We start from the raw sequence: 20,845 nt of genomic DNA, 5'->3' as shown, positions 1-20,845 counted from the left end.
GAAAGGGCAACAGCTTGAAGCTGAGTTCCAGCTTTTTCTTAGACCCTTAGACGCTTTTACGCCCCCAACTTCAGATGCTCCAGCCACCATCCACCAGGATTTCTTGCCCGGTGATGTACCCAGCCTCGCGGGTCGCCAGGAACGCCACGGCGGCTCCTACCTCGTTCGGTTCACCAAAGCGGCGGGCGGGAATCTTGGCGGTCAGTTTGTCGGCGTCGGCGGGGTCGGCGTGCAGGGCGCGGAGACGGTCTGTGGCGGTGTAGCCGGGGGCCACCGTGTTGCAGGTCACGCCGTCGGCAGCCACTTCGAGGGCCAGTGTTTTCAGGTGATTGGTCACGGCGGCCCGCATCGCGTTGCTGACGGGCAGATTCAGGGCAGGCCGTCCCACCGTCAGGCTGGTCACAGCGATAATGCGCCCCCAACGCCGCTCCCGCATTCCGGGCACCGCCGCCGCCGCCAGCCGCACCGTACTCAGAAAGGTGGTGTTCAGGCCCGCTTGCCACGCGTCCTCGGTCACGGCGCTGGGCAGGGCTGGGGGCGGGCCGCCCGCGTTGCTGACCAGAATGTCGATTTGCCCGGCGGCGGCCACAGCAGTCTGCACACCTTCCGGTGTACTCACATCGGCCACCACCCAGCGTGCGCCGAGCGCGTCTGCCGCCGCTTTCAGGGCGTCTTCGCCCCGCGCGGCCAGCGTCACTTGTGCGCCCAGCCTCATCAGATCATGCGCCGCCGCGAGGCCGATCCCCCGGCTGCCGCCCGTCACCAACGCCCGCTTGCCATCTAATCTGAACAAGGTCATAGGGTTACGGTACACCGGGGAAAGTCACAGGGCAGAGAAGAAAAGATCTTCCACTCTTTGTTCACACTTGCGGGTACAGTCCAAAAAAATCCAGAAACACGGCGGGCATGTTTCTGGAACAGGAGACTCTGAGGAGAGTTTTTAACCAGTTCTGTGGTTGTTGTTCAAAGCGCAGATCAGTCGACCACCACGCTTGTCCCACTGACCACTCACGACTTTTTTACACCACGCTCAGGCGGACATCCGCATTGCCCTGCGTGGCCGTGCTATAGGGGCAAACGGCGTGTGCGGCGTGCATCAGGCCTTCTGCCTGTTCGGTGCTCAGGCCAGGAAAGTGGCCCACCAGTTCAATGTCCAGCCCAAAGCCCAGTCCCTTTTTCTCCAGTCCCACACGGGCAGTAATGGTGCTGTCGTCGGTGAGTTCTATCTTTTGGCGGCGGGCGACCACGCCCAGTGCGCCCTGAAAGCAGGCCGCGTAGCCCAGCGCAAACAATTGCTCCGGGTTGGTACCGGGGCCGCCGTCGCCGCCCATCTCTGTGGGCACGCTGAGGTTGAGGGTCATGCGCCCGTCGCTGCTGGTAGTGGTACCGCTGCGTCCGCCGGTGGCGACTGCTTGTGCCGTGTAGAGATTGCTCATGGGGTCAGAATGCGCCGGAGAAGTGGGCCAGGGCAAGGGATAGAGGCGGGCGTTACCCGTGGGGTTACCTGACCCGCACCCGTACATACGCCCGGTCTGCGTAGCCCTCATGGTCGGGGCGGTGCGCCCGGATGTACGGATGCCGCTCTATTAGCAGGGGATCGGCCCGCAACAGTTCGGTCAGATGCCGCTCGGTGACGGCCAGGGTGGGGCCGGGTTGAGGGTAGCCCGCCGTGGCGAACACCACCTCATGCTTGCCCACACCCAGCGTTTGGAGGTGCAGCAACCTGTCGGGCACGGGGCGGCCATTGATCAGGCCGTATCCCAGCGGGCCGCAATCGTTGGCGAGGGCGGCGTGGGCGGCCAAGAGCGGGGCCAAGAGGGGCAAACTGGGGTCATGCATCCGTAGGTTATGGGCCAGCTCTCCGGCCACCACGGTTTCACCATTCTGTTGACTGGCCTGGCGTTCGCGTTCTCCGGCCAACAGGGCATGCAGAATCAGGGCGCGGCCCGCTGCCACTGCCGCCAATGAGGGCGGAAGCGCCGCCGCGCCGCTGGGGTCTTCGTGCAGCACGCTGATCGGCCCCACGCGCCACACCTCGCGCCGGGCATTGCTGATGGCGGCAAAGGCAAAGCCCACATTCAGGGGCAAGCTGCCCGGTTGCACGCGGGCCAAGGCTCCGGCCAGCCCCGCAGTCAGCGCGTCTACTGCCCCGCGCAACGTAGCCCTTTCGGGCAGGGCACGCAGGCCCGCCGCGCCCACCGTCGCAGCAAACCGGGCAGGCGTCAGGCCATGCGGCAGGCTCACGCTTTGGCGGCCGCTGCTGAGATCCAGACCGCTGAGGACGGCGACGATCTGCGGTGTGACCAACAGAACATCGGCGCTGAATGCAGGATCGCCCATGCGTGAACGCACGCTGGACTCCACGACACTCAGACTCATGCCCGCAGTTTAGACGCGGCTGCCCGCACTCTGCTCAGGCTAATTTCTCGGCAGCTTCCCCGTTGACCTTTATACGCTGGGGGCAGGCCACTCGGCACATCAGGAAAAACTCAGGGCATCAGCCGCTCTATGTTCCAGCCGCCCCTCTGCTGTGCGTACCGGAAGCGGTCATGCATGCGGTTGGGCCGGCCCTGCCAGAATTCCCATTCCTGCACCGATACGCGGAATCCGCCCCAGAATTCGGGTTTGGGCACGGGCAGAGCTTCGGGAAAACGGGCCTCCAGATCGGCCAGCTTTTGCTCCAACGCCGTACGGTTAGGAGTAGGCGCACTCTGCGGGTCGCTGGCATGGGCGGCCAACTGGCTCTCACGGGGGCGGGCATGAAAATAGGCGGTGCTTTCCTCGTCGCTTACACGCACCACCGGGCCATACGCCCGCACCTGCCGCTCGTGATCGGCCCAGTGAAACAGCAGTTCTGCCTGCGGATTGGCTGCCAAGTCGTGCCCCTTATGGGAATCGTAATTGGTGTAGAAGGTCAGGCCGCGTGCATCGGCCCCACGCAGCAGCACCGTTCGCACCGAGGGACGGCCCGCGCTGTCGGCGGTAGCGAGGCTCAGGGCATACGGTTCGCGCAGGCCGTCAGCAATCGCTTCGTCCAGCCAGCCCTGAAACTGGGCCAACGGGTCAGCGTTCAGGTCGGCACGGCGCAGTTCGGCACGGGTATAGCTCAGGCGCAGCGCCGTCAAATCATGTTCGGGGAGCTTGGTCATACCGCCCCCACCTTCTGACGCTGTACCTTCTGACACTGTGGGCAAAAGTGGGTGCCACGCTGGGCCAGCACGATTTTTTCGATGGTGGTGCCGCAGCGGTCACAGGGCTTTCCGGCCCGGTCATACACATGGTGGCGGTGCTGGTAGGCTCCTGCCTCGCCGTCGTGCTGGGCGTAGGTGCCGTCGCTGAGGGTGCTGCCGCCCGCCTCTACCGCCGCGCCCATCACCTCGCGGACGGCGTGATACAGGCGCGTGGCTTCTTCTGCGTTCAGGCGGGTCTGGGCTGGGTGAATCTGGGCCGTCCAGAGGCTCTCGTCGGCGTAGATATTGCCCACCCCGCTGACTGGTTTTTGAGACAGCAGCCAGGGCTTCACGGCCCCGCAAGTGACTGCCCGCGCCACAAAATCGGCCACCTCGAAGTCGTCGGTGAGGGGTTCTGGCCCCATTCCGGCCAGCGTGGGCATCGTGGCGTACTGGCCGGGGCGCACCACCGCCATCTTGCCAAAGCGCCGCGCATCGTCAAAATGCAGCGTGCCGCCGTCGGTGGTCAGGGTCACGCGGGTGTGCTTGCCCGCCTCCAGCCGGAAGCCGCCCGTCATGCCCAGATGCACGATCAGTTCCAGGTCGTGTAGAGCGTCCGGCTCGCCGTCTGCTTCGGCGGCGGCCAGTTGCAGCATCAGGTATTTGCCGCGCCGGGAGAGTCCGGTCACGCGGCGGCCCACCGCCAGATGGGTGTCGCGGTACCTGTGCGGCGCGTCGTGTTCTATGCGCTCTATCACGCGGCCCCGCAGCAGCGGCTCTATTTTGCGGCGCGTCGTTTCCACTTCCGGCAGTTCGGGCATGGGGCGAGCATAGGACGCGGCGGGCCGGGGCAGTGCGTGCTGGAACATCATTTGCAAAGACTGTGGGTCTTCACGGTTCACAGTTCACGGCCCAGAGCCACCACACATCGGGAGATTTTGACCCCGACATGAGCCTGCATTCCGTATCTTGCACCCATGACTTTCCGCGCTGGCCGTACTCTCCTGCTGACGGGCTTCGAGCCGTTTCATACGCACCCCAGCAACCCCAGTGCCGCCGCTGCCGAAGCTCTGGACGGTCTGATCTTGCCGGGTAACCTCCGTATTCATTCGGTTCTCCTGCCCGTCGAACCTCACCCCGCCCGCGCCCGATTGCTGCCCTTGCTGGGCGAACTGCGGCCAGACGCCGTGCTGCTGACGGGTCTCGCGGCAGGCAGGCCACAGGTGACGCTGGAGCGGGTGGCCCTGAATGTCATGGATTTTCAGATTCCAGACAACGCGGGGCAAACCTACCGCGATCAGCCTGCCGAAGTGGCTGGCCCCCCGGCGCTGCTGGGCACGCTGCCGATGCGGGCCATGCTGGCGGCGTGGCGGGCGGCGGGCATTCCGGGCGACATCAGCAATACGGCGGGTCTGTATGTCTGCAATTACGTGATGTACCACGCGCTTTACATCCTGCAAACGCAGGGCCGCGCCCACGTGCCCGCCGGGTTTTTGCATCTGCCCGCCAATGCCGAAGTTGCGCTGGCAGTGGCTCCGGACCGCCCGCCGCTTCCCTATTTGCCGCAGGAAGAACTGACGCGGGCGGTGCGGGTGGCGGCGGGGGTGTTGGGGTAAAAAGTGCGTGAAGGCGGAAGGTGAACCCCCGTTGCTGTGCAACGCCCCCCGTAGAGGGGAGGACAAAAGCACTTTCGCTCCCCTTTAAGGGGCTGGCTGTGAAGCAGACTGGGGGTCTACACGCGACTTTAACCGGACTTGGAAGCCAAACCACTTACGGAAACGGCGCACGCCCCGCGACCCATCCCCCCGCCGCTCCCCCGGCCCAGTGCCAGCCCGATACTGACGGTTCGGACGGCTTTTGAGCCAACGCTGCCAGCACTGCGGCCAGTGGCACGCGGCGGGCAAAGCGGGTACGGGCGTGCCACGCGGCCAGCACCGTTTCTGGATGCTTGGGGCGCAGCCCGCGCAAAGCAGCGTCGGCGCGGTTGACCGCCAGATCGAACAGCGCGGGCGGCACGGCCCCCAGCGGCGTCGTGCCACCCGGATCAGGGTCGTGCAGAAAGGGGCGCTCGGTGGGCATCAGGCAAGAACCTGAATTAAGCGGAGCGTTCGCGGCGAGCCAACGCGGCAATCTGTCCGGCGTGCCAGGCGGTGTGGCGGGCGTTCAGGCGCAGCAGTTCGGATACGGTGAGCGGCGTGCCGGAATGCGTGACCAGCAGGCTCAGCGCCGATTCGGGCAGGGCGCGGGCGGCGGCCACTTCCCATGCCATCAGGCGGGTCAGGCCCGCGTCGCCGGGTGGGGGCGGCACAGTATTGCTCCCAGCACTGGCGACACCAGAAATCAGCGTCCAGTACGCCCGTTTGGTGGCCGTCAGGTGCGAGGCCAGCGCCGCAATCCGGGGATGAGGTTGTCCCTCGGCCCCCGCCAACGCCGAGCGAACACTCTCCCAAGGATGTTGGTTGGCCTCGTCCAGCAACGTAGCCAGAGCATCTGCTGAGAAGACCACAGTCATAAGGACCGCCGATTTTGAGCTTGATGCTGCTGGATCAGGCGGTATATGCCGTCGCCATCGTTCAGCAGGCGGCCAGTTTGTACCATGTGCCGGGTCACGGCCTGGGCCTGCGCGGGCGTCAGCGGGCTGCTGGCACTCAGATCGGCCAGCGTAAAGCGTCCGCCTTTGCGGTGTGCCAGGCGGTACACCATGCGCTCCTGCACGTCTGGGCGCTCGTTTCCACCCAGCGCACGCCCCACGCGGCGGCCAAACAGCCACCAGACGAACGCGCCCACCATCAGCCCGATCAGCAGTTCCAGCGGCACGAGGCGCACGGCCACGTCTGGCACGGCAAAACTCTGGGCCACTGCCAACGCCTGTGCTTTGGCCGCCGCCACTTCTGCCGCGCCCGCACCGCTGGCAATGATGTCGCGCAGGTCGCCCCGCGCCCGCAGGAACCGCATCACGCCGCCGAGGTCGCCCTGCACATAGATAACGCCGAACGCAATCAGCGCCGCCGAAAGCCCTGCAATCACCGATAATCCCCACCGCGCCACGTTCACGCCCTGCATGCTACGTGAAGGAGACGCTGGGGAGGGTGTCAGAGACGCAATTGGGCCCCTGAATGCCAGCTTCTAGCGCAGATTCGGGCGGCGGTTCAGTTGCGTCCAAAAGGCCGTAATGGTGGTCATGGCCTCCCGAAACTGAGTGAAATCCAGCGGCTTGATGACGTAGGCGCTGGCCCCGTGTGCATAAGAATCGCTGATGTCGCGGGGTTCACCACTGGTGGTCAGCATCACCACTGGAATATCACGGGTGCGGACGGTGGCGCGAATGGCGTCCAGCACAGCCAAGCCGTCCATCTGCGGCATTTTCAGATCCAGCAAAATCACGTCGGGGAGAAGATTGGACGTCCCACTGGCGTTCAGCAGGGCAATGGCCTCGGCCCCGCTGCTCGCCACGGTTACGTTGTGGAACACCTGCTGATGCTCGCCGCTTTCACGCAACACCGTCAGTGCCAACTCCACATCGTTGGGGTTATCGTCCACCAGCAGAATTCGGCGTTGCTCCACAGTCTCTCCCTTCCCCCTTTTCGTGAAAATGCGTCTTGAACTGCAGTCTATCCCTAGACTATGAAGATTATATCAAGGTTTGATCAGATTTATGTGCTCAAAACACAAAATATGATTTGATTTCTAAATTCTTCTTTACCTACACCAAGGGTGCAATATGAACCTGATCAAGAAATGACTGGGGGTCACCAGTGGAGCGCAGGCCAGGTGTGGGTGGGTGCGGCCTCTGGTTCTGGTCGCCGCCCTACACTGGGGACGTGTTGACTAAGCGCATCATTCCCTGCCTCGACGTCCAGAACGGGCGTGTGGTCAAGAACGTCCGGTTTTTTGAAAACCACCGAGACGCCGGAGATCCCCTGCTGTTGGCGCAGGCCTACGAGGCGCAGCAGGCCGATGAGCTGGTATTTTACGACATCACCGCCACGCACGAGGGCCGCAGCCTGATGCTGGACGTGGCCGCGCAGGTGGCCGAACAGGTGATGATGCCCCTGACGGTGGGCGGCGGCGTGAACCACCTGTCGGATTTCCGGCAACTGCTGATGGCGGGCGCAGACAAAATCAGTGTCAACAGTGGGGCCGTGAAGCGCCCAGAGTTGATCCGGGAGGCCAGCGACCACCATGGGGCGCAGTGCGTGATGCTGAGCATAGACGCCAAACGCCGCGCCAATGGGCAGGGTTGGACGGTGCATGTGGGCGGCGGGCGCGTGGATACCGGGCTGGATCTGATCGAGTGGGCAGTGCGCGGGCAACAGCTTGGGGCGGGCGAACTGTGTCTGAACATCATGGACGCCGACGGTACCCGCGCCGGATTTGCGCTGGACGCCACCCGCGCCGTGTCCCGCGCCGTAGACCTGCCCGTGATCGCGTCGGGCGGGGCCGGGCAACTGACCGACTTCCGCGACGTGCTGCGCGGCGGCGATGAGGGTGGGAACGCCGACGCGGCCCTCGCTGCCAGCGTGTTTCATTTTGGAGAACTGACCGTACCGCAGGTCAAGGCCTACCTACAGGCCGAAGGAATCGCGGTGCGCCCCGACTGGCAGGATACGGATTCTGACAATGTGCGAGGCTACACGGTATGAGTCCCGCTTCTCTTTCCGACCTTAACTTTGGCGCCGATGGACTGATTCCCGTGGTGACGCAAGACGCCCGCACAGGCGCAGTGCTGATGCAGGCCTACGCAGACCGCGCCGCCGTAGAACGCACACTCGCCACCTGCGAGGCCACCTATTTCAGCCGCTCGCGGGGAGCGCAGTGGATCAAGGGGGTCACCAGCGGCCACACCCAGCGCATTGTGGATGTGCGCATGGACTGCGATGGAGACAGCGTGCTGTACCGCGTGGAACAGACCGGGGGGGCCTGTCATACCGGGGAATACAGCTGTTTTTACCGCTCCTTGTTGGAGGGTGAACCGGAAGCGGCAGCCCATCACGCCGCCACAGAGAACGGACTGGACGGCACGCTGGAACGCGTGTACGCCACCATCACCGAGCGCCTCGCCACGCTGCCCGAAACCAGTTATGTGGCCCGCCTGCACGCCGGAGGCCTAGACCGGGTGCTGAAGAAAATCAGTGAGGAAAGCGGCGAAGTGCTGCTGGCCGCCAAAAATGGAGACCGCGCCGAGCTTGCCACCGAAGTCGCAGATTTGCTCTTTCATACGCTGTTTGCGATGGCCGAAGTGGGCGTCGCGCCTGCCGATGTGGCCGCCGTGCTGCGAACCCGCGAGGGCAAAACGGGCCTGAAGGGGCCAAAAGAGATCGGCTGAATCTGAGCATTCTTCATACGGACTCCGATTGAATCCCAAAACTACGGGATCCAATTCGAGCGGAGCGAGTACGAGAAAGTACGGATTCCGTATGATTCCCGTACGGTCAGAACCGCACCGCCTGTCCGTTCATCTCCCGGAATCCTTATCACAACTCCAGGCATGAGAGACACCTAAAGTACCGCCCAAAGCCGCCCTGTGATCCAAATGGGCGGCTTTCGCTTATACCTATCTAAAGCCCCACCCGGAGGTTCCACCCATGAACAAAACACTGACCCGCTTCGCCCTGCTCGCCGCTGTTTCTACTGTTGCCCTTGCCTCTTGCAACTTCACTGCTGTTCCCGAAGCCCCCACCGGGCGCATGGCCTACGGGATCGACGCCACCGGGCAACTCGCCAGCTTTGGCCTGGGCAACGCGGGCGCAAGCTACAGCACCCGCGCTTTCACAGGTCTGGGCGCGGGCGAAACCCTGGTGGACTTGGACTTCTGGAACGTAGACAGCGCCCTGTATGGCCTGTCGAGCAACGGCACGCTGTACAAGGTTGACCCGGCCACCGGCGCACTCACTAAGGATTATGTCGGCACGACGCTGGGCACGCCCACCGCGATGGACTTCAACCCCGTTGCTCGCCGCCTGCGCGTCTTCAACAGCACCGACGACAACTTCCGGATTACGCCGCTGGGAAGCCCCGCCACCGCTGGAACTACTGCGGACGGCAAATTGGTCTACGCGGCAACCGATTCCAAAACCGGAACCAATCCCATGCTGACCGCCGCCGCCTACACCAACTCGTTTGCTGGGTTCACGGCTGCCGACACCGCCACAGTCCTGTACTCCATCGACGCAGGTACGGATTCACTGGTCATGCATACGGTGGGGCCAGCATTCAGCACGTTGAATACGGTTGGGCCCCTGAACATAGACGCCCGTGACGGCGCAACCGGATTTGACATCGTGGGCACGAACGAGGCGTACCTCAGCACCAGCACTGGCAATACCGCCACGCTGTATACCGTCAACCTGACCACCGGAGCCACCACCCAGACGGCCACCATCAACGGCAGCCTGAAGACGTTTGCCGTCAGCCTTCCGGCCCGGCCCGCCGCCGCAACCCCGCTCTCCAAGTAAGCCAGAACCTATCAGAGCAAGTTCGGGAGCAGTCCCGGCTTGCTCTGTTTTGTTGGGTAGACGTTGCATACTTTTGGGGATGCCGCCCAGTTCAGATCTCCCCATTCCAACTGCATCCAAAAGTGAATGGCGGGCGTGGGCGCGGGAAGTTCGGGCAGCTTTACCAGATCAATCACAGGCACTGACCGCTCATCTAGCAGCCTTTTTGCATTTGCACAGAGCGCGGCGTGTGCTGGCTTACCGGGCCTTGCCAGGAGAGCCGGATGTGTCGGCGCTGGCAGGCCAATTTGAACTCTTGGCTCCCCGCGCCCGCTGGAAGCCGGAGCCTCATCTGACCCTCCATGCCTGGGAGACGGCCACCGAACTCAGCCGCTTTGGGGCGCTTCAGCCGCCTGCAAGTGCGCCGCGTGTGTTGCTAGGCAGTGTGGACGCCGTGTTGCTGCCCGCCCTCACCTTCGATGAACAGGGCGTGCGCCTAGGCTACGGCGGCGGCTTCTATGACCGCCTGCTGCCCGGATTTACGGGCCTGACGGTGGGCGTGGTGTGGGCAGACCTGATCGTGCCCACACTGCCCACCGAGGCCCATGACGTGCGGGGACAGTGGTTGGCAACTGAACTGGGTGTCCGTACCACCCGGACGACCACGCCCCCCATTCGCTACAGTTGACGGGTGACCCTGACCCCCGAACAGACGCTGAAGCGCACGCCGCTGCACGCCGCCCACCTGCGTGCCGGGGCCAGAATGGTGCCGTTTGGCGGCTGGGATATGCCCGTCCAGTACAGCGGCGTGAAGGCCGAACACGACGCCGTGAGAACCGGGGCAGGCGTATTCGACGTGTCCCACATGGGCGAGTTCCGGATCACTGGGCCAGATGCCGCCGCCTTCCTGAACCGCGTGACCACCAACGACGTGACCAAGCTGAAGCCCGGACGCGCCGCCTACAACTGGTTGCCCAACGATTCGGGCGGATTGGTCGATGATGTTTATGTGTACCGCGTGGCCGCAGAGCAATTCTTTCTGGTGGTCAATGCGTCGAACATAGAGAAGGACTGGGCGCATTTGCAGCAGCACACAGCGGGCTTTGACGTGACCCTGACCGACGAATCAGACCGCTGGGGGCTGTTGGCGGTGCAGGGGCCACAAGCCGAGGCCATGCTGCAACCGCACAGCAGCGTAGACCTGAACGCTGCCAAAAAGAACGCCTATTTTGCTGCCAAACTGTTTGGCTTCGATGTGTGGCTGGCCCGTACCGGCTACACGGGCGAGGACGGCTTCGAGGTCTTTACCGACGCCTCGGAGGCCGAAACCATCTGGGACAAAATGCTGGCGATCGGCCTGACGCCTGCGGGCCTCGGCGCACGCGACACCTTGCGGCTGGAAGCAGGCTTTCCCCTCTACGGCCATGAGTTCGCCGATCATATTCACCCGCTCAGCAGCACGTACACCTGGGTGGTCAAGAACACCGCCCACCTCGGCGCAGAACACATTCAGACCGCGCCCAAACAAAAGCTGATCGGTCTGGCGCTGGACAAGGTTCCGGTGCGCGAAGGCTACCCGGTGCACCTCGGAGGCGCGGTGGTAGGTCATGTCACCAGCGGCAGCTCCAGCCCCACGCTGGGTCACCCGATTGGAATGGCGCTGGTTGCTGCTGAGGCTGGAAACGCCGACGCCTATGAGGTAGAAGTGCGCGGCAAGCTGCACCCGGCGCGGCGCGTGGAGTTGCCCTTCTACAAGCGGGCCTGAACAGCTCCTGAAGATTTCTGCAAGTCGCCATAGCCGATCCCACACAGCACCACACAGAATTAGGGAGAATAAACCATGCAAACCCCCAACGAACTGAAATACGCGCCGTCGCACGAGTGGCTGTCTGAGGACGGCACGGTGGGCATCTCCGACTTTGCTCAGGATCAGTTGGGCGACGTGGTGTACGTGGAACTCCCCGAAGTGGGCCGGATCGTGACCGCAGGCGAAACCATAGCCGTCGTGGAGAGCGTGAAGACAGCGTCCGACATCTACGCGCCCGCCACCGGAACCATTACCGCCGTCAACGACGCCCTCAGCGGCGGCCCTGAACTGGTCAACAGCAGCCCCTACGAAGATGGCTGGCTGTTCAAGATCGACGTGACCGAAGAAAGCGCCGAACTGCTGAGCGCTGAGGATTACGCCGCCGCTAACAACTAAAAGGCGGTCTAAGGGTCTAAGAACAGCTTGAAAGACCAGTGGGGCGGCTGGCTTGCCCCAAGTCTTGGCCTGTACCCGCCCGCCCTGCCACGCCGAACATCTGCACCTTAGACCTTTAGACCCCAACAGGAGCCATCCCATGCGCCCATTAACCGAACTCCTTCAGACCGACGATTTCACCCGCCGTCACATCGGCCCCAGCGAGGGCGAGCAGGCCGCGATGCTGAATGAGCTGGGTTACGACAGCCTGGAAACCTTCATTCGCACGGTGGTTCCGGCGGCGATTGTGCGGCCTACCGAGATGCAGGTGGGCGGGCCAGTCACCGAAGCCCAGGCTCTGGCTGATCTGAAGGCGGTGGCGGCCAAGAACAAGGTCTTCCGCTCCTATATCGGCATGGGCTACAGCGGCACACACACGCCGCCCGTGGTGCTGCGGAACCTCCTGGAAAACCCCGGCTGGTACACCGCCTACACGCCGTATCAGGCCGAGATTTCTCAGGGACGGCTGGAAATGCTGCTGAACTTTCAGCAGATGGTGATGGATTTGACGGGCATGGAAGTGGCGAACGCCTCGCTGCTGGACGAAGCCACCGCCGCCGCCGAAGCGATGACGCTGGCCAAGCGCACGGCCAAAGCCAAAGGCAACGTGTTCTACGTGGCCGACGACGTTCATCCGCAAACGCTGGACGTGATCCGCACGCGGGCCGAGTTCTTTGGCTACGAGGTGCAGACGGGCGCGGCAAACGCACAGCTTCCAGAAGGAACGTTTGCCGCGCTGGTGCAGACTCCCGGTACCTACGGCGATTTGCATGACCTCTCCCATATTGCTGAGCGGGTGCATACGGGCGGCGCGGCGTTAATCGTGGCAACCGACTTGCTGGCCTGTGCCTTAGTCACTCCTCCGGGCGAGCAGGGAGCCGACATCGTGATCGGCAACTCTCAGCGCTTCGGCGTACCGATGGGCTTTGGCGGCCCACACGCGGCGTTCCTGGCCTGCCGCAGCGCGTACCAGCGCAGCATGCCGGGACGCGTGATCGGCGTTTCCAAGGACAGCAAGGGTAAAACCGCCCTGCGAATGGCGATGCAAACCCGCGAGCAGCACATTCGGCGCGAGAAAGCCACGAGCAACATCTGTACCGCACAGGCATTGTTGGCAAATATGGCCGCCGCCTACGCCGTGTGGCACGGGCCAGAAGGGATTAAAACCATTGCAGAGCGCGTGCATGTTATGACGGGGATGCTGGCGAAGGCTCTGGTCAACTCGGAGTACGAGCCGAACCTGACTTTCTTCGACACCCTTACTTTTGAGGCAGACACCGCCAAACTTCGTCTCCGAATAGAAGCCAGCGGCATCAATGTCCGCTACGAAGACGACCGCATCGGCGTCAGCTTGGACGAGACGACAACCACTGAACAGCTTGCCGATCTGATTCAGGTTCTGACCGGAGAACCTGCCGATCTCGACGCCCTAGATTCCGAATACCTGCTCGGCATTCCCGCCAATCTTCAGCGCACCACGCCCTACCTCACACACCCGACCTTTTCCGCGCACCACTCCGAACACGGCATGCTGCGTTACCTGAAACAGCTGGAGAACAAGGATTACAGCCTGACGCACGGCATGATTCCGCTGGGAAGCTGCACCATGAAGCTAAACGCCACCACCGAGATGATTCCGGTGACGTGGCCCGAATTCGGGCAGATTCACCCGTTTGCCCCCGCCGATCAGACCGAAGGCTACACGCACCTGCTGGCGGAACTGGAAGCGTGGCTGGCCGACGTGACCGGATACGACGCCGTGAGTTTGCAGCCCAACAGCGGGGCGCAGGGCGAGTACGCGGGCCTGCTGACGATTCGCAAATATCACGCGGCCAGAGGCGACAGCCACCGTACCGTTTGCCTGATTCCAGCCAGCGCCCACGGTACCAACCCGGCCAGCGCGGCCATGATGGGCATGAGCGTGGTGGTGGTCAAGACCGACGACATCGGCAACATCGATTTTGAAGACCTGAAGGCCAAGGCCGAGCAGCACAGCGACAACCTCGGTGCGTTGATGATTACCTATCCCAGCACGCACGGCGTCTTCGAGGAAAACGTGCGCGAGGTGTGCGACCTGATCCACGCGCACGGCGGGCAGGTGTATCTGGATGGGGCCAACATGAACGCGCAGGTGGGCCTCACCAGCCCCGGTTTTATCGGCGCAGACGTGAGCCACCTGAACCTGCACAAAACCTTTGCTATTCCGCACGGCGGCGGCGGACCGGGCATGGGGCCGATTGGGGTGAAGGCCCACCTCGCGCCCTATCTGCCCAATCACAGCGTCCGAGCCACATCCGAGAGCCAGACCGGAGCCGTGAGCGCCGCGCCGTATGGCAGCGCCAGCATTCTGCCTATTTCCTACCTGTACATCCGTCTGCTGGGAGCGGCGGGCCTGAAGCGGTCTACCGAGATTGCCATCCTGAACGCCAATTACATCGCCCACCGACTGCGCGGCGCGTACCCTGTGCTGTACACCGGGCCAGATCACGACGGATTGGGCGGGCGCGTGGCCCACGAATGCATTCTGGATATTCGGCCCCTGAAACAGGCCAGCGGCATCAGCGAGGAAGACATCGCCAAGCGCCTGATGGACTACGGATTTCACGCGCCCACCATGAGCTTTCCCGTGCCCGGCACGCTGATGATCGAACCTACTGAGAGCGAGCCGAAAGCCGAACTCGACCGTTTCGTGGCCGCCATGTTGGGCATTCGCCGCGAGATTCAGGAAGTGGAAGATGGCCTGCTGAGCGCCGAGGACAGCCCGCTGAGGCACGCGCCACACACGCAGGGCGACCTGATTTCGGATGACTGGAACCGGGCCTACAGCCGTGAAGTGGCCGCCTTCCCCTCCGCCGCGCAGCGGGCGTGGAAGTACTGGCCCGCCGTGAACCGCGTGGACAACGTGTACGGAGACCGGAACTTCGTGTGTAGCTGCCCACTGATCAGCGAGTATGCAGAATTGCAACTGAGCGAATAAAGGCATTTAGGAAGGTGGGGCCGTTCAGCGCAGAATGGCCCCGCTTCCGTTTATCTTTCCCACCCCGCTTAAACCCTTGTTCAGCCCTTCCCTAACTCGGCAGGAGCCAACGCCAATCTGGTTCTGGGCTGCGGCTCATGCCAGGGCGACAGCCTGAAGCATGCATCCACGCACCCTGAACACCGCCAACCGCGCCGCCAACTTTCTGGGCTGGTTCAGCATCAGCCTCGGCACTCTGGAAGCGGTGGCCCCGGCAGCCCTGGGCCAACTGCTGGGACTGGAGCGCCATCAGACTCTGCTGCGCCTATACGGGGTGCGCGAACTGACCGCAGGCGGGGCGATTCTGACGCAGACGACCACGCCGCAGTGGATCTGGGCGCGGGTGGCAGGTGACGCGCTGGATATTGCCACGCTGGCCCTTGCACTGGGGCCGCAGAATAAGAAGCGGGCCAACGCCGCTGCCGCCCTCGCTGCCGTTGTAGGGATCACGATGCTGGATCTCTGGACGGCGCTTCAATTGACCCGGCATGAGGCGGAAGCCAAGCACCCGGCGTTGAACCCTGTAGGCTGAGCGGGCCTATTCCTCTCCCCTTCTTGGCCTTCCCTGCCATGCCAGCCACACTGCCCATAGGTTCACAGCAGCGGCGGCCAGATGCCACGGCACCAGTTGCCCGCTTGCGGCCCACGCCAGTGCGGTTAACGCACACAGCGCATTCAGTCCTGTACCGATGAGGAAGGTGAGGCGTTCGTGCGGCGTGGAATACATGGGCGTGCGTGGGCTGGGATCGGTCATGGCGTCGTGCGCCTCGGCGTACCGGATCAGACTCAGCACGCCGAAGACCAGAAGCAGTCCCGCCAGCAACATGCCCCACAACCCCAAATACCGGTCTACATTGCCGTAGTCCAGTGCCCCCAATCCAAAGTGCGCCAGCGACCCCAGAATGCTGACCAACGCGAGGCCCAGCGTGCGCGGCGTGGAGTAGTTGGGAGCGTCACCAAGGGGCATTTGGGGCAGTGTAAGGGGCAGAGGGCGAAGGTCAAAGTGTGGAAAGGCGTGTTTTGGGGGCAAGTGTGCGGAGAGGCACTCGCTGGCGCTCACTTCCCCTCACCCCGCTGTTGGCGCAGCGCCCCTCTCCGTGTGAGGCCCCAAGATGCGTGCAACACGCAGGCCAATTCCATGTTCAAGACGACTGGCAGTTCCACTTCAAATGAACGAGCAAGTCGAGTCTAGATGCGACAAGATCAATCCAATCCTCCTCAGCAGAGCGGCAACCTCCCCTGACCCCTGTGGGGCGAGGGCTGGGGGAAGCCATCGCAGTCACCAAAAAAACTTATTTTCCCGGCGAAATCACTTCTACCGCCGTCAACGTCTCCGTGATCCGGTAGGTGTGACTGGCCCCACTCGGCACACAATACGAATCCCCCGGCGCAAGCGAGATCGTCTGCCCATTCACGATCAGTTCGGCGCGGCCCTCTATCACGTAGCCCAGTGTTTCGTAGTCATTCACGCTTTCGGGCTTGGCGGGGTCGGGTTCCTCGCGGTGCCACAGGCGCATCTGTCCCGTTTGGCCGCGAATCAGGTGATGCTCGCCGTGTTCGCCGTGCTGCGTGTCACTCTGGCTGACCTTGTACGTCTGGGTTGTCATGCCTCAGCCTGCGCCCCAATGGCCGCGCCGGGGTGAGGGGAAGCTTCAGGGCGGCAGAGCTTTGGCCGCCAAGCCGCAAGGCCGACGCCCACGCATTTTGTCCGGGAGTCAGCAGAGAGAAACCCAAAAACGCTGTTCTAAACGGTATATTTTTGAATCTGACGCGATTTGGCAAGAAGCCGTTTGGGGGCGTACACTACAGCTCTAACTCTGAAGAAGTTCAGACGAAGCGGACACAACGCCGGGGGGTGGGGCAACAACGTGGGAACCAAAGAAGACGTCCGTTCGCGGCTAAATATCGCGGAGGTCATCGGAGAATATGTGAGCCTCACGCCTGCGGGCAAGGGGCGCATGAAGGGGCTGTGTCCGTTCCACAAGGAAAAAAGCCCCTCGTTTCAGGTGGACACCGAGCAGGGCTATTACTACTGCTTTGGGTGCAAGGCGGGCGGCGACATCTTCAGCTTTGTGCAGCAGACCGAGAACCTCAGCTTTGGCGATTCTCTGCGGAAACTGGCCGAAAAAGCAGGCGTGCAGGTGGAAGCCAAATACGGCGAGAAGTCCAGCCGTGACCTGTACGACGTGAACGCCTTTGCGCTGGCCTATTTTCAGGAGCATCTGCCGGGGCCAGCGCTGGACTACCTACGGGCACGTGGCCTGACCGACGCCTCCATCGCCGCCTTCGAAATCGGTTACGCCCCTGAAGGCTGGGATGGCCTTGTCAAGCGGGCCAAAAGCCGGGGCATTACAGACCGCCTGCTGCTGGAAGCTGGCCTGACCACCGAAAACCCGGAATCGGGCCGAATTTATGACCGCTTCCGGGGTCGGGTCATGTTCCCCATCCGCGACCACTTGGGAAGACTAGTAGGCTTTGGCGGGCGCGTGCTGGACGACAGCAAACCCAAGTACCTGAACACGCCCGACACCGAAGCCTTTAAAAAGGGCGAACTGCTGTACGGGCTGGACAAGGCCAGAAGTCTTATTTCTGGGACGGGCACGGCGGGCGGCGGGGAACTGATCGTGGTGGAAGGCTACATGGACGTGATCAGCCTGCACCAGCACGGCTTCACGGGCGCAGTCGCCAGCCTCGGCACGGCCCTGACCGCCGAACACGCCACGCTGCTGGAACGGCTGGGGGCGCAAAAGCTGACGCTGATGTTCGACCAAGATCAGGCCGGGCTGAAGGCCACCCTGTCGGGGCTGGATCAGGTGTTGGGGGCAAAATTCCGGGTGCGGGCCACCAGTGTGCCCAGCGGCAAAGACCCCGCCGACGCGCTGCTGGCCGGAGACGAGGCGGGCATCCGTCAGGCGCTGTTGGGCGGGCTAGACGAGGTGCATTACCGGGTGCAGGCCGCGCTAGAAAAATACGATGTGGGCACCACCACAGGCAAGCGCAGCATCCTGATGGAACTGCTGCCCCGTATGCAAAACCTTGATCCGCTGGACGAGGGCGCGGAGCAGATGCGCACGATTGCCTGCCACACGCTGGGCATCAAGCCCGAAGCCCTGCTGGAATGGATCGGTTCGAAGGCCAAGCGCCGCACCCTGACCGACACCCACATGGCCGGCATGAGCGCCCACCGGGGCGAAGAAGACCGGGAACTGTCATTACTACGGCAACTGCTGGTCGACCCCAGCCTGCTGTCGAAGTTGGACGGCAGCACGCCCTGGCGCAACGAATCGGTACGCAAGGTGATGCTGGCCGCGCTGGGGCAGGGCGTGGGCGGCGCAAATGCCGATTCCATCCTAGAAATCTTCCGGGGCCAACCCGAAGAGCAACTGCTGATCCGCCTGATGTTCGAGGGCCGCGACACTGGGGCCATTTCCCGCGACACCAACCAGATGTACGAGCAGAAAGTGAACGGCTACGCCGCCGCCGCCGTGGACGATATTCAGGTCAGCATGAGCATCGATTCCATGCGGGCCGAAGTAGACCTACTGAAGCGGCAGGTGGCCGAAGCCGAAGCCGCCGAGCAACTCAGCTTGCTGCGCCAAATCGGGGAATTGCAACGGGCCATAGAAGCGGAGAAGCGGGCGCGGCGGAGTACGGCCTAGTGGGTAAAATAAGCTGAGCAACTAATAAAGATCACACCCGCAAAAGTGGGAGTGTTTCTTTGGTGGGCGGTATAGGACTTGAACCTACGACCTTTCGCGTGTAAAGCGGAATAAAACGAGAAACATACCGTGACATTCGAGAACGCTCAAGCCCATCACCGCCCTCTCAGACAGCATATTTCGAATTGAGTTGTGACATGTGGAGACATGAGAAAACGTTTGAAAACTCCACCCATTACGCACGCCCAAAGTTATCAACACCCCCAAGGTCAGCCTGTGGACAAAAAAAGCTCTCACCCACACACCAGCGCAGGCAAGAGCTTCTTTTGCTCTCTTTGAATCACCCGTCTCTCGTTCCGCCCTTGTCTGGCTGAGGTACGGGTGGTGTAGGCGGCGTAGGCTTGTCTGCTTTCGGCATGGCTCAGCGTGCGCCTGATCCTGTGACAGGAACCTGACGACACCTCACCTGTCCGGTAGCTGGACGGCGTCCAGCTGCGGTACGCGTCCCCCACGCTTCGGCAGGAGCAAGTCTCGCCAACTGCCACCGCGCCCCGCTCTGAACAGGGCGGTTTCTTCGCCGAAGCCCGATGCATGCCTTACATATGAGCTCTATACCGCGCTCTCTTGGAGAGACCAAAGGTGATCCCCCACGGGTCGCCTTTTTCCTTTGCCACGTGCTTCGTGCGCCATCAAGGCACAGAACGCCAACGCCAAGAAAAAGCCCGACCGCTAGAATGGGTCGGACTTCTTGTGGCTGAAGGTTAACGCGGGGTTGTGGAGGTGACGACGCGTTCCTGCTCCGGCTGACGGCGCAAGCCCGCCAGACCCGCCAGGCCCAGAAGACCGAGCCAGCCCCAGTCAAATCCGTCGTTGTTGTCATCGTTCTGGTTGGCCGTCGCGGTGGTGTTGGTGGTATCGGTGGTGTCCTGAGCCTGGGCCACGCCAGGGGCCAGCAGCAGAGAGAGCGCCAATAGAACAGTCTTCGTTTCAGATTTCATGGGTTTACCTCCAGTGGATATGAATTGCTCGCCCGAAGGCTCCAGGACAACTGTGTCAATAAATACCACTGGGCTGATGCGCTATGTCTAAAGCGGCCTTTTTTGACTGTGTGGGAAACCTTGCGGGAACGCGCTTACGCTTGCAATCCGGGAAATTGTGTACTAGCGGGAACCACTTTGCCCACGCTTCAGCGGGAGTAGATCTCCCTATCAGCTGCACCGCCCCGCTCTGAACAGGGCGGGTTTTAGTTGGCAGCAACAGGCCCGCGCTGAGACCTTGCGGCAAGCCACAGCTCTGTTACAGAGTTAAAATGGTGTCGACCAGATCAGCAAAGCCCGTCAATCCCAACGGCTTTTCGAGGTACGCCAGTGCGCCCTGATCGAGCACGGCCTGCACTTCGTCCGGGTGGGCGTGACTGCTCCAACACACCACCTGAAGAGACGCACCCACGTTGCGCCGCAAACTGGCCAAGACGTCCCAGCCCGCCTCTCCCGGTAAATGCATGTCCAGCACCACCAACTGCGGGGGGTCGCTCGACAGGCACCGCGCCACGGCCGTGGTGCCGTCAATCACCGAGTGCACTTCAACGTCCGGAGCCTGCTCTGCAAACGCCATCTCAAGTAAGAGGGTGTCTGCAGCGCTGTCCTCGACAATCAAGACCTGACGGATTAGAGGAATACGTGCCTCTCCCCACTGGTCAACGGCCACATTTTAGGAGCTTAACAGAAAGCTTAGTTTGAGCCCTTTAGGGAGTGATCATTTCGGACCGCGTCGTGACGCGGGCCTGAATCCAAAACTCAATGAACTTCTCGATTTGCTCCAAGGACGTCTGAAACGACGCAGATTTGATCATGTAGGCGCTGGCATGCAGGATATAGGCTTGAGAGACGTCTTTAGGAATGGCCGACGTTGTCAGCATCACGACAGGAATCAACAGCAACTGTGGAGTGTCTTTGAGCTTGGCCAGCAGCTCAAAGCCGTTCATGCCCGGCATGTTGACGTCCAGCAGCAGCACGTCCGGCAACAGGGTCTCCGGGTGGGTGAGCAGCTTCAGCGCTGCCTCACCGCTCTCGGCGGTGACCAAGTCACACGGTCGATCAATCAAGCCAAAGGCTTCTTCGGCCAGCAGGCGATCTGTCAGGTTGTCATCCACCAACAGCACCCGCAGGGGTCGGGCGTGAGTCATGGCTGAAGCCGCGGGACACCTGAGGTCACCGGCTGCATGAATGGGTGGTGGGTCATGTCTACAGATTAATTGAAGCTTCATCAACAAAGCTGGGTATCGTTACAATTCCATTGGGGCTCCGTGGAATTGAAGTCACGAT

General features: G+C 62.4%; 24 protein-coding genes and 1 tRNA gene. 10 read left to right on the top strand and 15 right to left on the bottom strand.

The annotated features are described in order from the left end of the window. Positions 1-70 precede the first annotated feature (70 nt). The 5 genes from M1R55_RS08330 to M1R55_RS08310 form a co-directional block, all read right to left on the bottom strand. Positions 71-799, bottom strand: coding sequence for an SDR family oxidoreductase (locus M1R55_RS08330; RefSeq protein ID WP_249391356.1), 729 nt, complete (start codon positions 797-799; stop codon positions 71-73). A gap of 220 nt (positions 800-1,019) precedes the next feature. Further along, on the bottom strand, positions 1,020-1,436 hold the full coding sequence (locus tag M1R55_RS08325) for an organic hydroperoxide resistance protein (protein WP_249391355.1): 417 nt from the start codon (positions 1,434-1,436) through the stop codon (positions 1,020-1,022). A gap of 64 nt (positions 1,437-1,500) precedes the next feature. Continuing rightward, complete coding sequence (locus M1R55_RS08320; RefSeq protein WP_249391354.1) at positions 1,501-2,379, bottom strand: hypothetical protein; 879 nt, start codon at positions 2,377-2,379, stop codon at positions 1,501-1,503. A gap of 110 nt (positions 2,380-2,489) precedes the next feature. Continuing rightward, positions 2,490-3,149 (bottom strand): pyridoxamine 5'-phosphate oxidase, encoded by a 660-nt coding sequence (pdxH, locus tag M1R55_RS08315; RefSeq protein WP_249391353.1) that lies wholly within the window; start codon positions 3,147-3,149, stop codon positions 2,490-2,492. Continuing rightward, positions 3,146-3,991 carry a DNA-formamidopyrimidine glycosylase gene (locus M1R55_RS08310; protein ID WP_249394172.1) on the bottom strand — a complete coding sequence of 282 codons (846 nt, stop codon included), beginning with the start codon at positions 3,989-3,991 and terminating at the stop codon, positions 3,146-3,148. The genes pdxH and M1R55_RS08310 overlap by 4 nt, the downstream gene beginning before the upstream one ends. A gap of 156 nt (positions 3,992-4,147) precedes the next feature. On the opposite strand from M1R55_RS08310, the gene M1R55_RS08305 reads away from it, so the two are divergent. Further along, on the top strand, positions 4,148-4,786 hold the full coding sequence (locus M1R55_RS08305; RefSeq protein ID WP_249391352.1) for a pyroglutamyl-peptidase I: 639 nt from the start codon (positions 4,148-4,150) through the stop codon (positions 4,784-4,786). Between the two features lie 154 nt (positions 4,787-4,940). Here M1R55_RS08305 and M1R55_RS08300 read toward each other — a convergent pair whose 3' ends face one another. From M1R55_RS08300 to M1R55_RS08285, 4 genes are all read right to left on the bottom strand, one after another. After that, the gene (locus M1R55_RS08300) at positions 4,941-5,249 is read right to left on the bottom strand and encodes a hypothetical protein (protein WP_249391351.1); all 309 of its coding nucleotides are present in this window, start codon (positions 5,247-5,249) and stop codon (positions 4,941-4,943) included. Positions 5,250-5,265: 16 nt separating this feature from the next. After that, positions 5,266-5,682, bottom strand: coding sequence for a DinB family protein (locus M1R55_RS08295; protein WP_249391350.1), 417 nt, complete (start codon positions 5,680-5,682; stop codon positions 5,266-5,268). Beyond that, positions 5,679-6,233 carry a hypothetical protein gene (locus tag M1R55_RS08290; RefSeq protein WP_371827092.1) on the bottom strand — a complete coding sequence of 185 codons (555 nt, stop codon included), beginning with the start codon at positions 6,231-6,233 and terminating at the stop codon, positions 5,679-5,681. Before M1R55_RS08290 ends, M1R55_RS08295 begins: the two co-directional genes overlap by 4 nt. 63 nt (positions 6,234-6,296) lie before the next feature. Further along, positions 6,297-6,734 (bottom strand): response regulator, encoded by a 438-nt coding sequence (locus M1R55_RS08285; protein WP_249391348.1) that lies wholly within the window; start codon positions 6,732-6,734, stop codon positions 6,297-6,299. Positions 6,735-6,991: 257 nt separating this feature from the next. On the opposite strand from M1R55_RS08285, the gene hisF reads away from it, so the two are divergent. The 8 genes from hisF to M1R55_RS08245 all read left to right on the top strand — a co-directional run bounded on the left by hisF (position 6,992) and on the right by M1R55_RS08245 (position 15,394). Beyond that, on the top strand, positions 6,992-7,813 hold the full coding sequence (hisF, locus tag M1R55_RS08280) for an imidazole glycerol phosphate synthase subunit HisF (RefSeq protein WP_249391347.1): 822 nt from the start codon (positions 6,992-6,994) through the stop codon (positions 7,811-7,813). Then, complete coding sequence (gene hisIE, locus M1R55_RS08275) at positions 7,810-8,496, top strand: bifunctional phosphoribosyl-AMP cyclohydrolase/phosphoribosyl-ATP diphosphatase HisIE (protein ID WP_249391346.1); 687 nt, start codon at positions 7,810-7,812, stop codon at positions 8,494-8,496. The genes hisF and hisIE overlap by 4 nt, the downstream gene beginning before the upstream one ends. A 259-nt stretch (positions 8,497-8,755) precedes the next feature. Next, a complete protein-coding gene (locus M1R55_RS08270; protein WP_249391345.1) occupies positions 8,756-9,625 on the top strand; it encodes a DUF4394 domain-containing protein in 870 nt (289 codons plus the stop codon). A gap of 79 nt (positions 9,626-9,704) precedes the next feature. Then, positions 9,705-10,292, top strand: a complete 588-nt coding sequence (locus M1R55_RS08265) for a 5-formyltetrahydrofolate cyclo-ligase (protein ID WP_249391344.1) — start codon at positions 9,705-9,707, stop codon at positions 10,290-10,292. Between the two features lie 3 nt (positions 10,293-10,295). Further along, complete coding sequence (gene gcvT / locus M1R55_RS08260; RefSeq protein ID WP_249391343.1) at positions 10,296-11,369, top strand: glycine cleavage system aminomethyltransferase GcvT; 1,074 nt, start codon at positions 10,296-10,298, stop codon at positions 11,367-11,369. 75 nt (positions 11,370-11,444) lie between these two features. After that, entirely contained in the window at positions 11,445-11,807 is a 363-nt protein-coding gene (gene gcvH / locus M1R55_RS08255) for a glycine cleavage system protein GcvH (protein ID WP_249391342.1), read from the top strand. Positions 11,808-11,946: 139 nt separating this feature from the next. Continuing rightward, complete coding sequence (gene gcvP, locus M1R55_RS08250) at positions 11,947-14,823, top strand: aminomethyl-transferring glycine dehydrogenase (protein ID WP_249391341.1); 2,877 nt, start codon at positions 11,947-11,949, stop codon at positions 14,821-14,823. A gap of 160 nt (positions 14,824-14,983) precedes the next feature. Continuing rightward, entirely contained in the window at positions 14,984-15,394 is a 411-nt protein-coding gene (locus tag M1R55_RS08245; RefSeq protein WP_249391340.1) for a hypothetical protein, read from the top strand. A 6-nt stretch (positions 15,395-15,400) separates the two neighbouring features. Here M1R55_RS08245 and M1R55_RS08240 read toward each other — a convergent pair whose 3' ends face one another. After that, the gene (locus tag M1R55_RS08240) at positions 15,401-15,829 is read right to left on the bottom strand and encodes a hypothetical protein (protein ID WP_249391339.1); all 429 of its coding nucleotides are present in this window, start codon (positions 15,827-15,829) and stop codon (positions 15,401-15,403) included. A 325-nt stretch (positions 15,830-16,154) separates the two neighbouring features. Next, positions 16,155-16,469: a cupin domain-containing protein gene (locus M1R55_RS08235; RefSeq protein ID WP_249391338.1), complete on the bottom strand. Its 315-nt coding sequence runs from the start codon at positions 16,467-16,469 to the stop codon at positions 16,155-16,157. A 261-nt stretch (positions 16,470-16,730) separates the two neighbouring features. On the opposite strand from M1R55_RS08235, the gene dnaG reads away from it, so the two are divergent. Next, entirely contained in the window at positions 16,731-18,521 is a 1,791-nt protein-coding gene (gene dnaG, locus M1R55_RS08230) for a DNA primase (RefSeq protein WP_249391337.1), read from the top strand. A gap of 60 nt (positions 18,522-18,581) precedes the next feature. Here the strand turns inward: dnaG and M1R55_RS08225 are convergent. From M1R55_RS08225 to M1R55_RS08210, 4 genes are all read right to left on the bottom strand, one after another. After that, positions 18,582-18,685 (bottom strand) — tRNA-OTHER (locus M1R55_RS08225). 597 nt (positions 18,686-19,282) lie between these two features. After that, positions 19,283-19,519: a WGxxGxxG family protein gene (locus tag M1R55_RS08220; protein WP_249391336.1), complete on the bottom strand. Its 237-nt coding sequence runs from the start codon at positions 19,517-19,519 to the stop codon at positions 19,283-19,285. A 298-nt stretch (positions 19,520-19,817) separates the two neighbouring features. Further along, the gene (locus M1R55_RS08215; RefSeq protein ID WP_249391335.1) at positions 19,818-20,228 is read right to left on the bottom strand and encodes a response regulator; all 411 of its coding nucleotides are present in this window, start codon (positions 20,226-20,228) and stop codon (positions 19,818-19,820) included. Between the two features lie 37 nt (positions 20,229-20,265). Continuing rightward, positions 20,266-20,706, bottom strand: a complete 441-nt coding sequence (locus M1R55_RS08210; protein WP_249391334.1) for a response regulator — start codon at positions 20,704-20,706, stop codon at positions 20,266-20,268. Positions 20,707-20,845: the final 139 nt, after the last annotated feature.

This window comes from Deinococcus sp. QL22 (genome assembly GCF_023370075.1).
Lineage (GTDB): Bacteria > Deinococcota > Deinococci > Deinococcales > Deinococcaceae > Deinococcus.
Note: the sequence above shows the minus strand (reverse complement) of the source record. Positions and strands in the feature narration are given on the sequence as shown.

Bases quoted from the DNA above. Each gene is read 5' to 3' on its own strand.
- M1R55_RS08330 (WP_249391356.1), bottom strand. From the start codon at position 799: ATGACCTTGTTCAGATTAGATGGCAAGCGGGCGTTGGTGACGGGCGGC.
- M1R55_RS08325 (WP_249391355.1), bottom strand. From the start codon at position 1,436: ATGAGCAATCTCTACACGGCACAAGCAGTCGCCACCGGCGGACGCAGC.
- M1R55_RS08320 (WP_249391354.1), bottom strand. From the start codon at position 2,379: ATGAGTCTGAGTGTCGTGGAGTCCAGCGTGCGTTCACGCATGGGCGAT.
- pdxH (WP_249391353.1), bottom strand. From the start codon at position 3,149: ATGACCAAGCTCCCCGAACATGATTTGACGGCGCTGCGCCTGAGCTAT.
- M1R55_RS08310 (WP_249394172.1), bottom strand. From the start codon at position 3,991: ATGCCCGAACTGCCGGAAGTGGAAACGACGCGCCGCAAAATAGAGCCG.
- M1R55_RS08305 (WP_249391352.1), top strand. From the start codon at position 4,148: ATGACTTTCCGCGCTGGCCGTACTCTCCTGCTGACGGGCTTCGAGCCG.
- M1R55_RS08300 (WP_249391351.1), bottom strand. From the start codon at position 5,249: ATGCCCACCGAGCGCCCCTTTCTGCACGACCCTGATCCGGGTGGCACG.
- M1R55_RS08295 (WP_249391350.1), bottom strand. From the start codon at position 5,682: ATGACTGTGGTCTTCTCAGCAGATGCTCTGGCTACGTTGCTGGACGAG.
- M1R55_RS08290 (WP_371827092.1), bottom strand. From the start codon at position 6,233: ATGCAGGGCGTGAACGTGGCGCGGTGGGGATTATCGGTGATTGCAGGG.
- hisIE (WP_249391346.1), top strand. From the start codon at position 7,810: ATGAGTCCCGCTTCTCTTTCCGACCTTAACTTTGGCGCCGATGGACTG.
- M1R55_RS08270 (WP_249391345.1), top strand. From the start codon at position 8,756: ATGAACAAAACACTGACCCGCTTCGCCCTGCTCGCCGCTGTTTCTACT.
- M1R55_RS08265 (WP_249391344.1), top strand. From the start codon at position 9,705: ATGCCGCCCAGTTCAGATCTCCCCATTCCAACTGCATCCAAAAGTGAA.
- gcvH (WP_249391342.1), top strand. From the start codon at position 11,445: ATGCAAACCCCCAACGAACTGAAATACGCGCCGTCGCACGAGTGGCTG.
- gcvP (WP_249391341.1), top strand. From the start codon at position 11,947: ATGCGCCCATTAACCGAACTCCTTCAGACCGACGATTTCACCCGCCGT.
- M1R55_RS08245 (WP_249391340.1), top strand. From the start codon at position 14,984: ATGCATCCACGCACCCTGAACACCGCCAACCGCGCCGCCAACTTTCTG.
- M1R55_RS08240 (WP_249391339.1), bottom strand. From the start codon at position 15,829: ATGCCCCTTGGTGACGCTCCCAACTACTCCACGCCGCGCACGCTGGGC.
- M1R55_RS08235 (WP_249391338.1), bottom strand. From the start codon at position 16,469: ATGACAACCCAGACGTACAAGGTCAGCCAGAGTGACACGCAGCACGGC.
- M1R55_RS08220 (WP_249391336.1), bottom strand. From the start codon at position 19,519: ATGAAATCTGAAACGAAGACTGTTCTATTGGCGCTCTCTCTGCTGCTG.
- M1R55_RS08210 (WP_249391334.1), bottom strand. From the start codon at position 20,706: ATGACTCACGCCCGACCCCTGCGGGTGCTGTTGGTGGATGACAACCTG.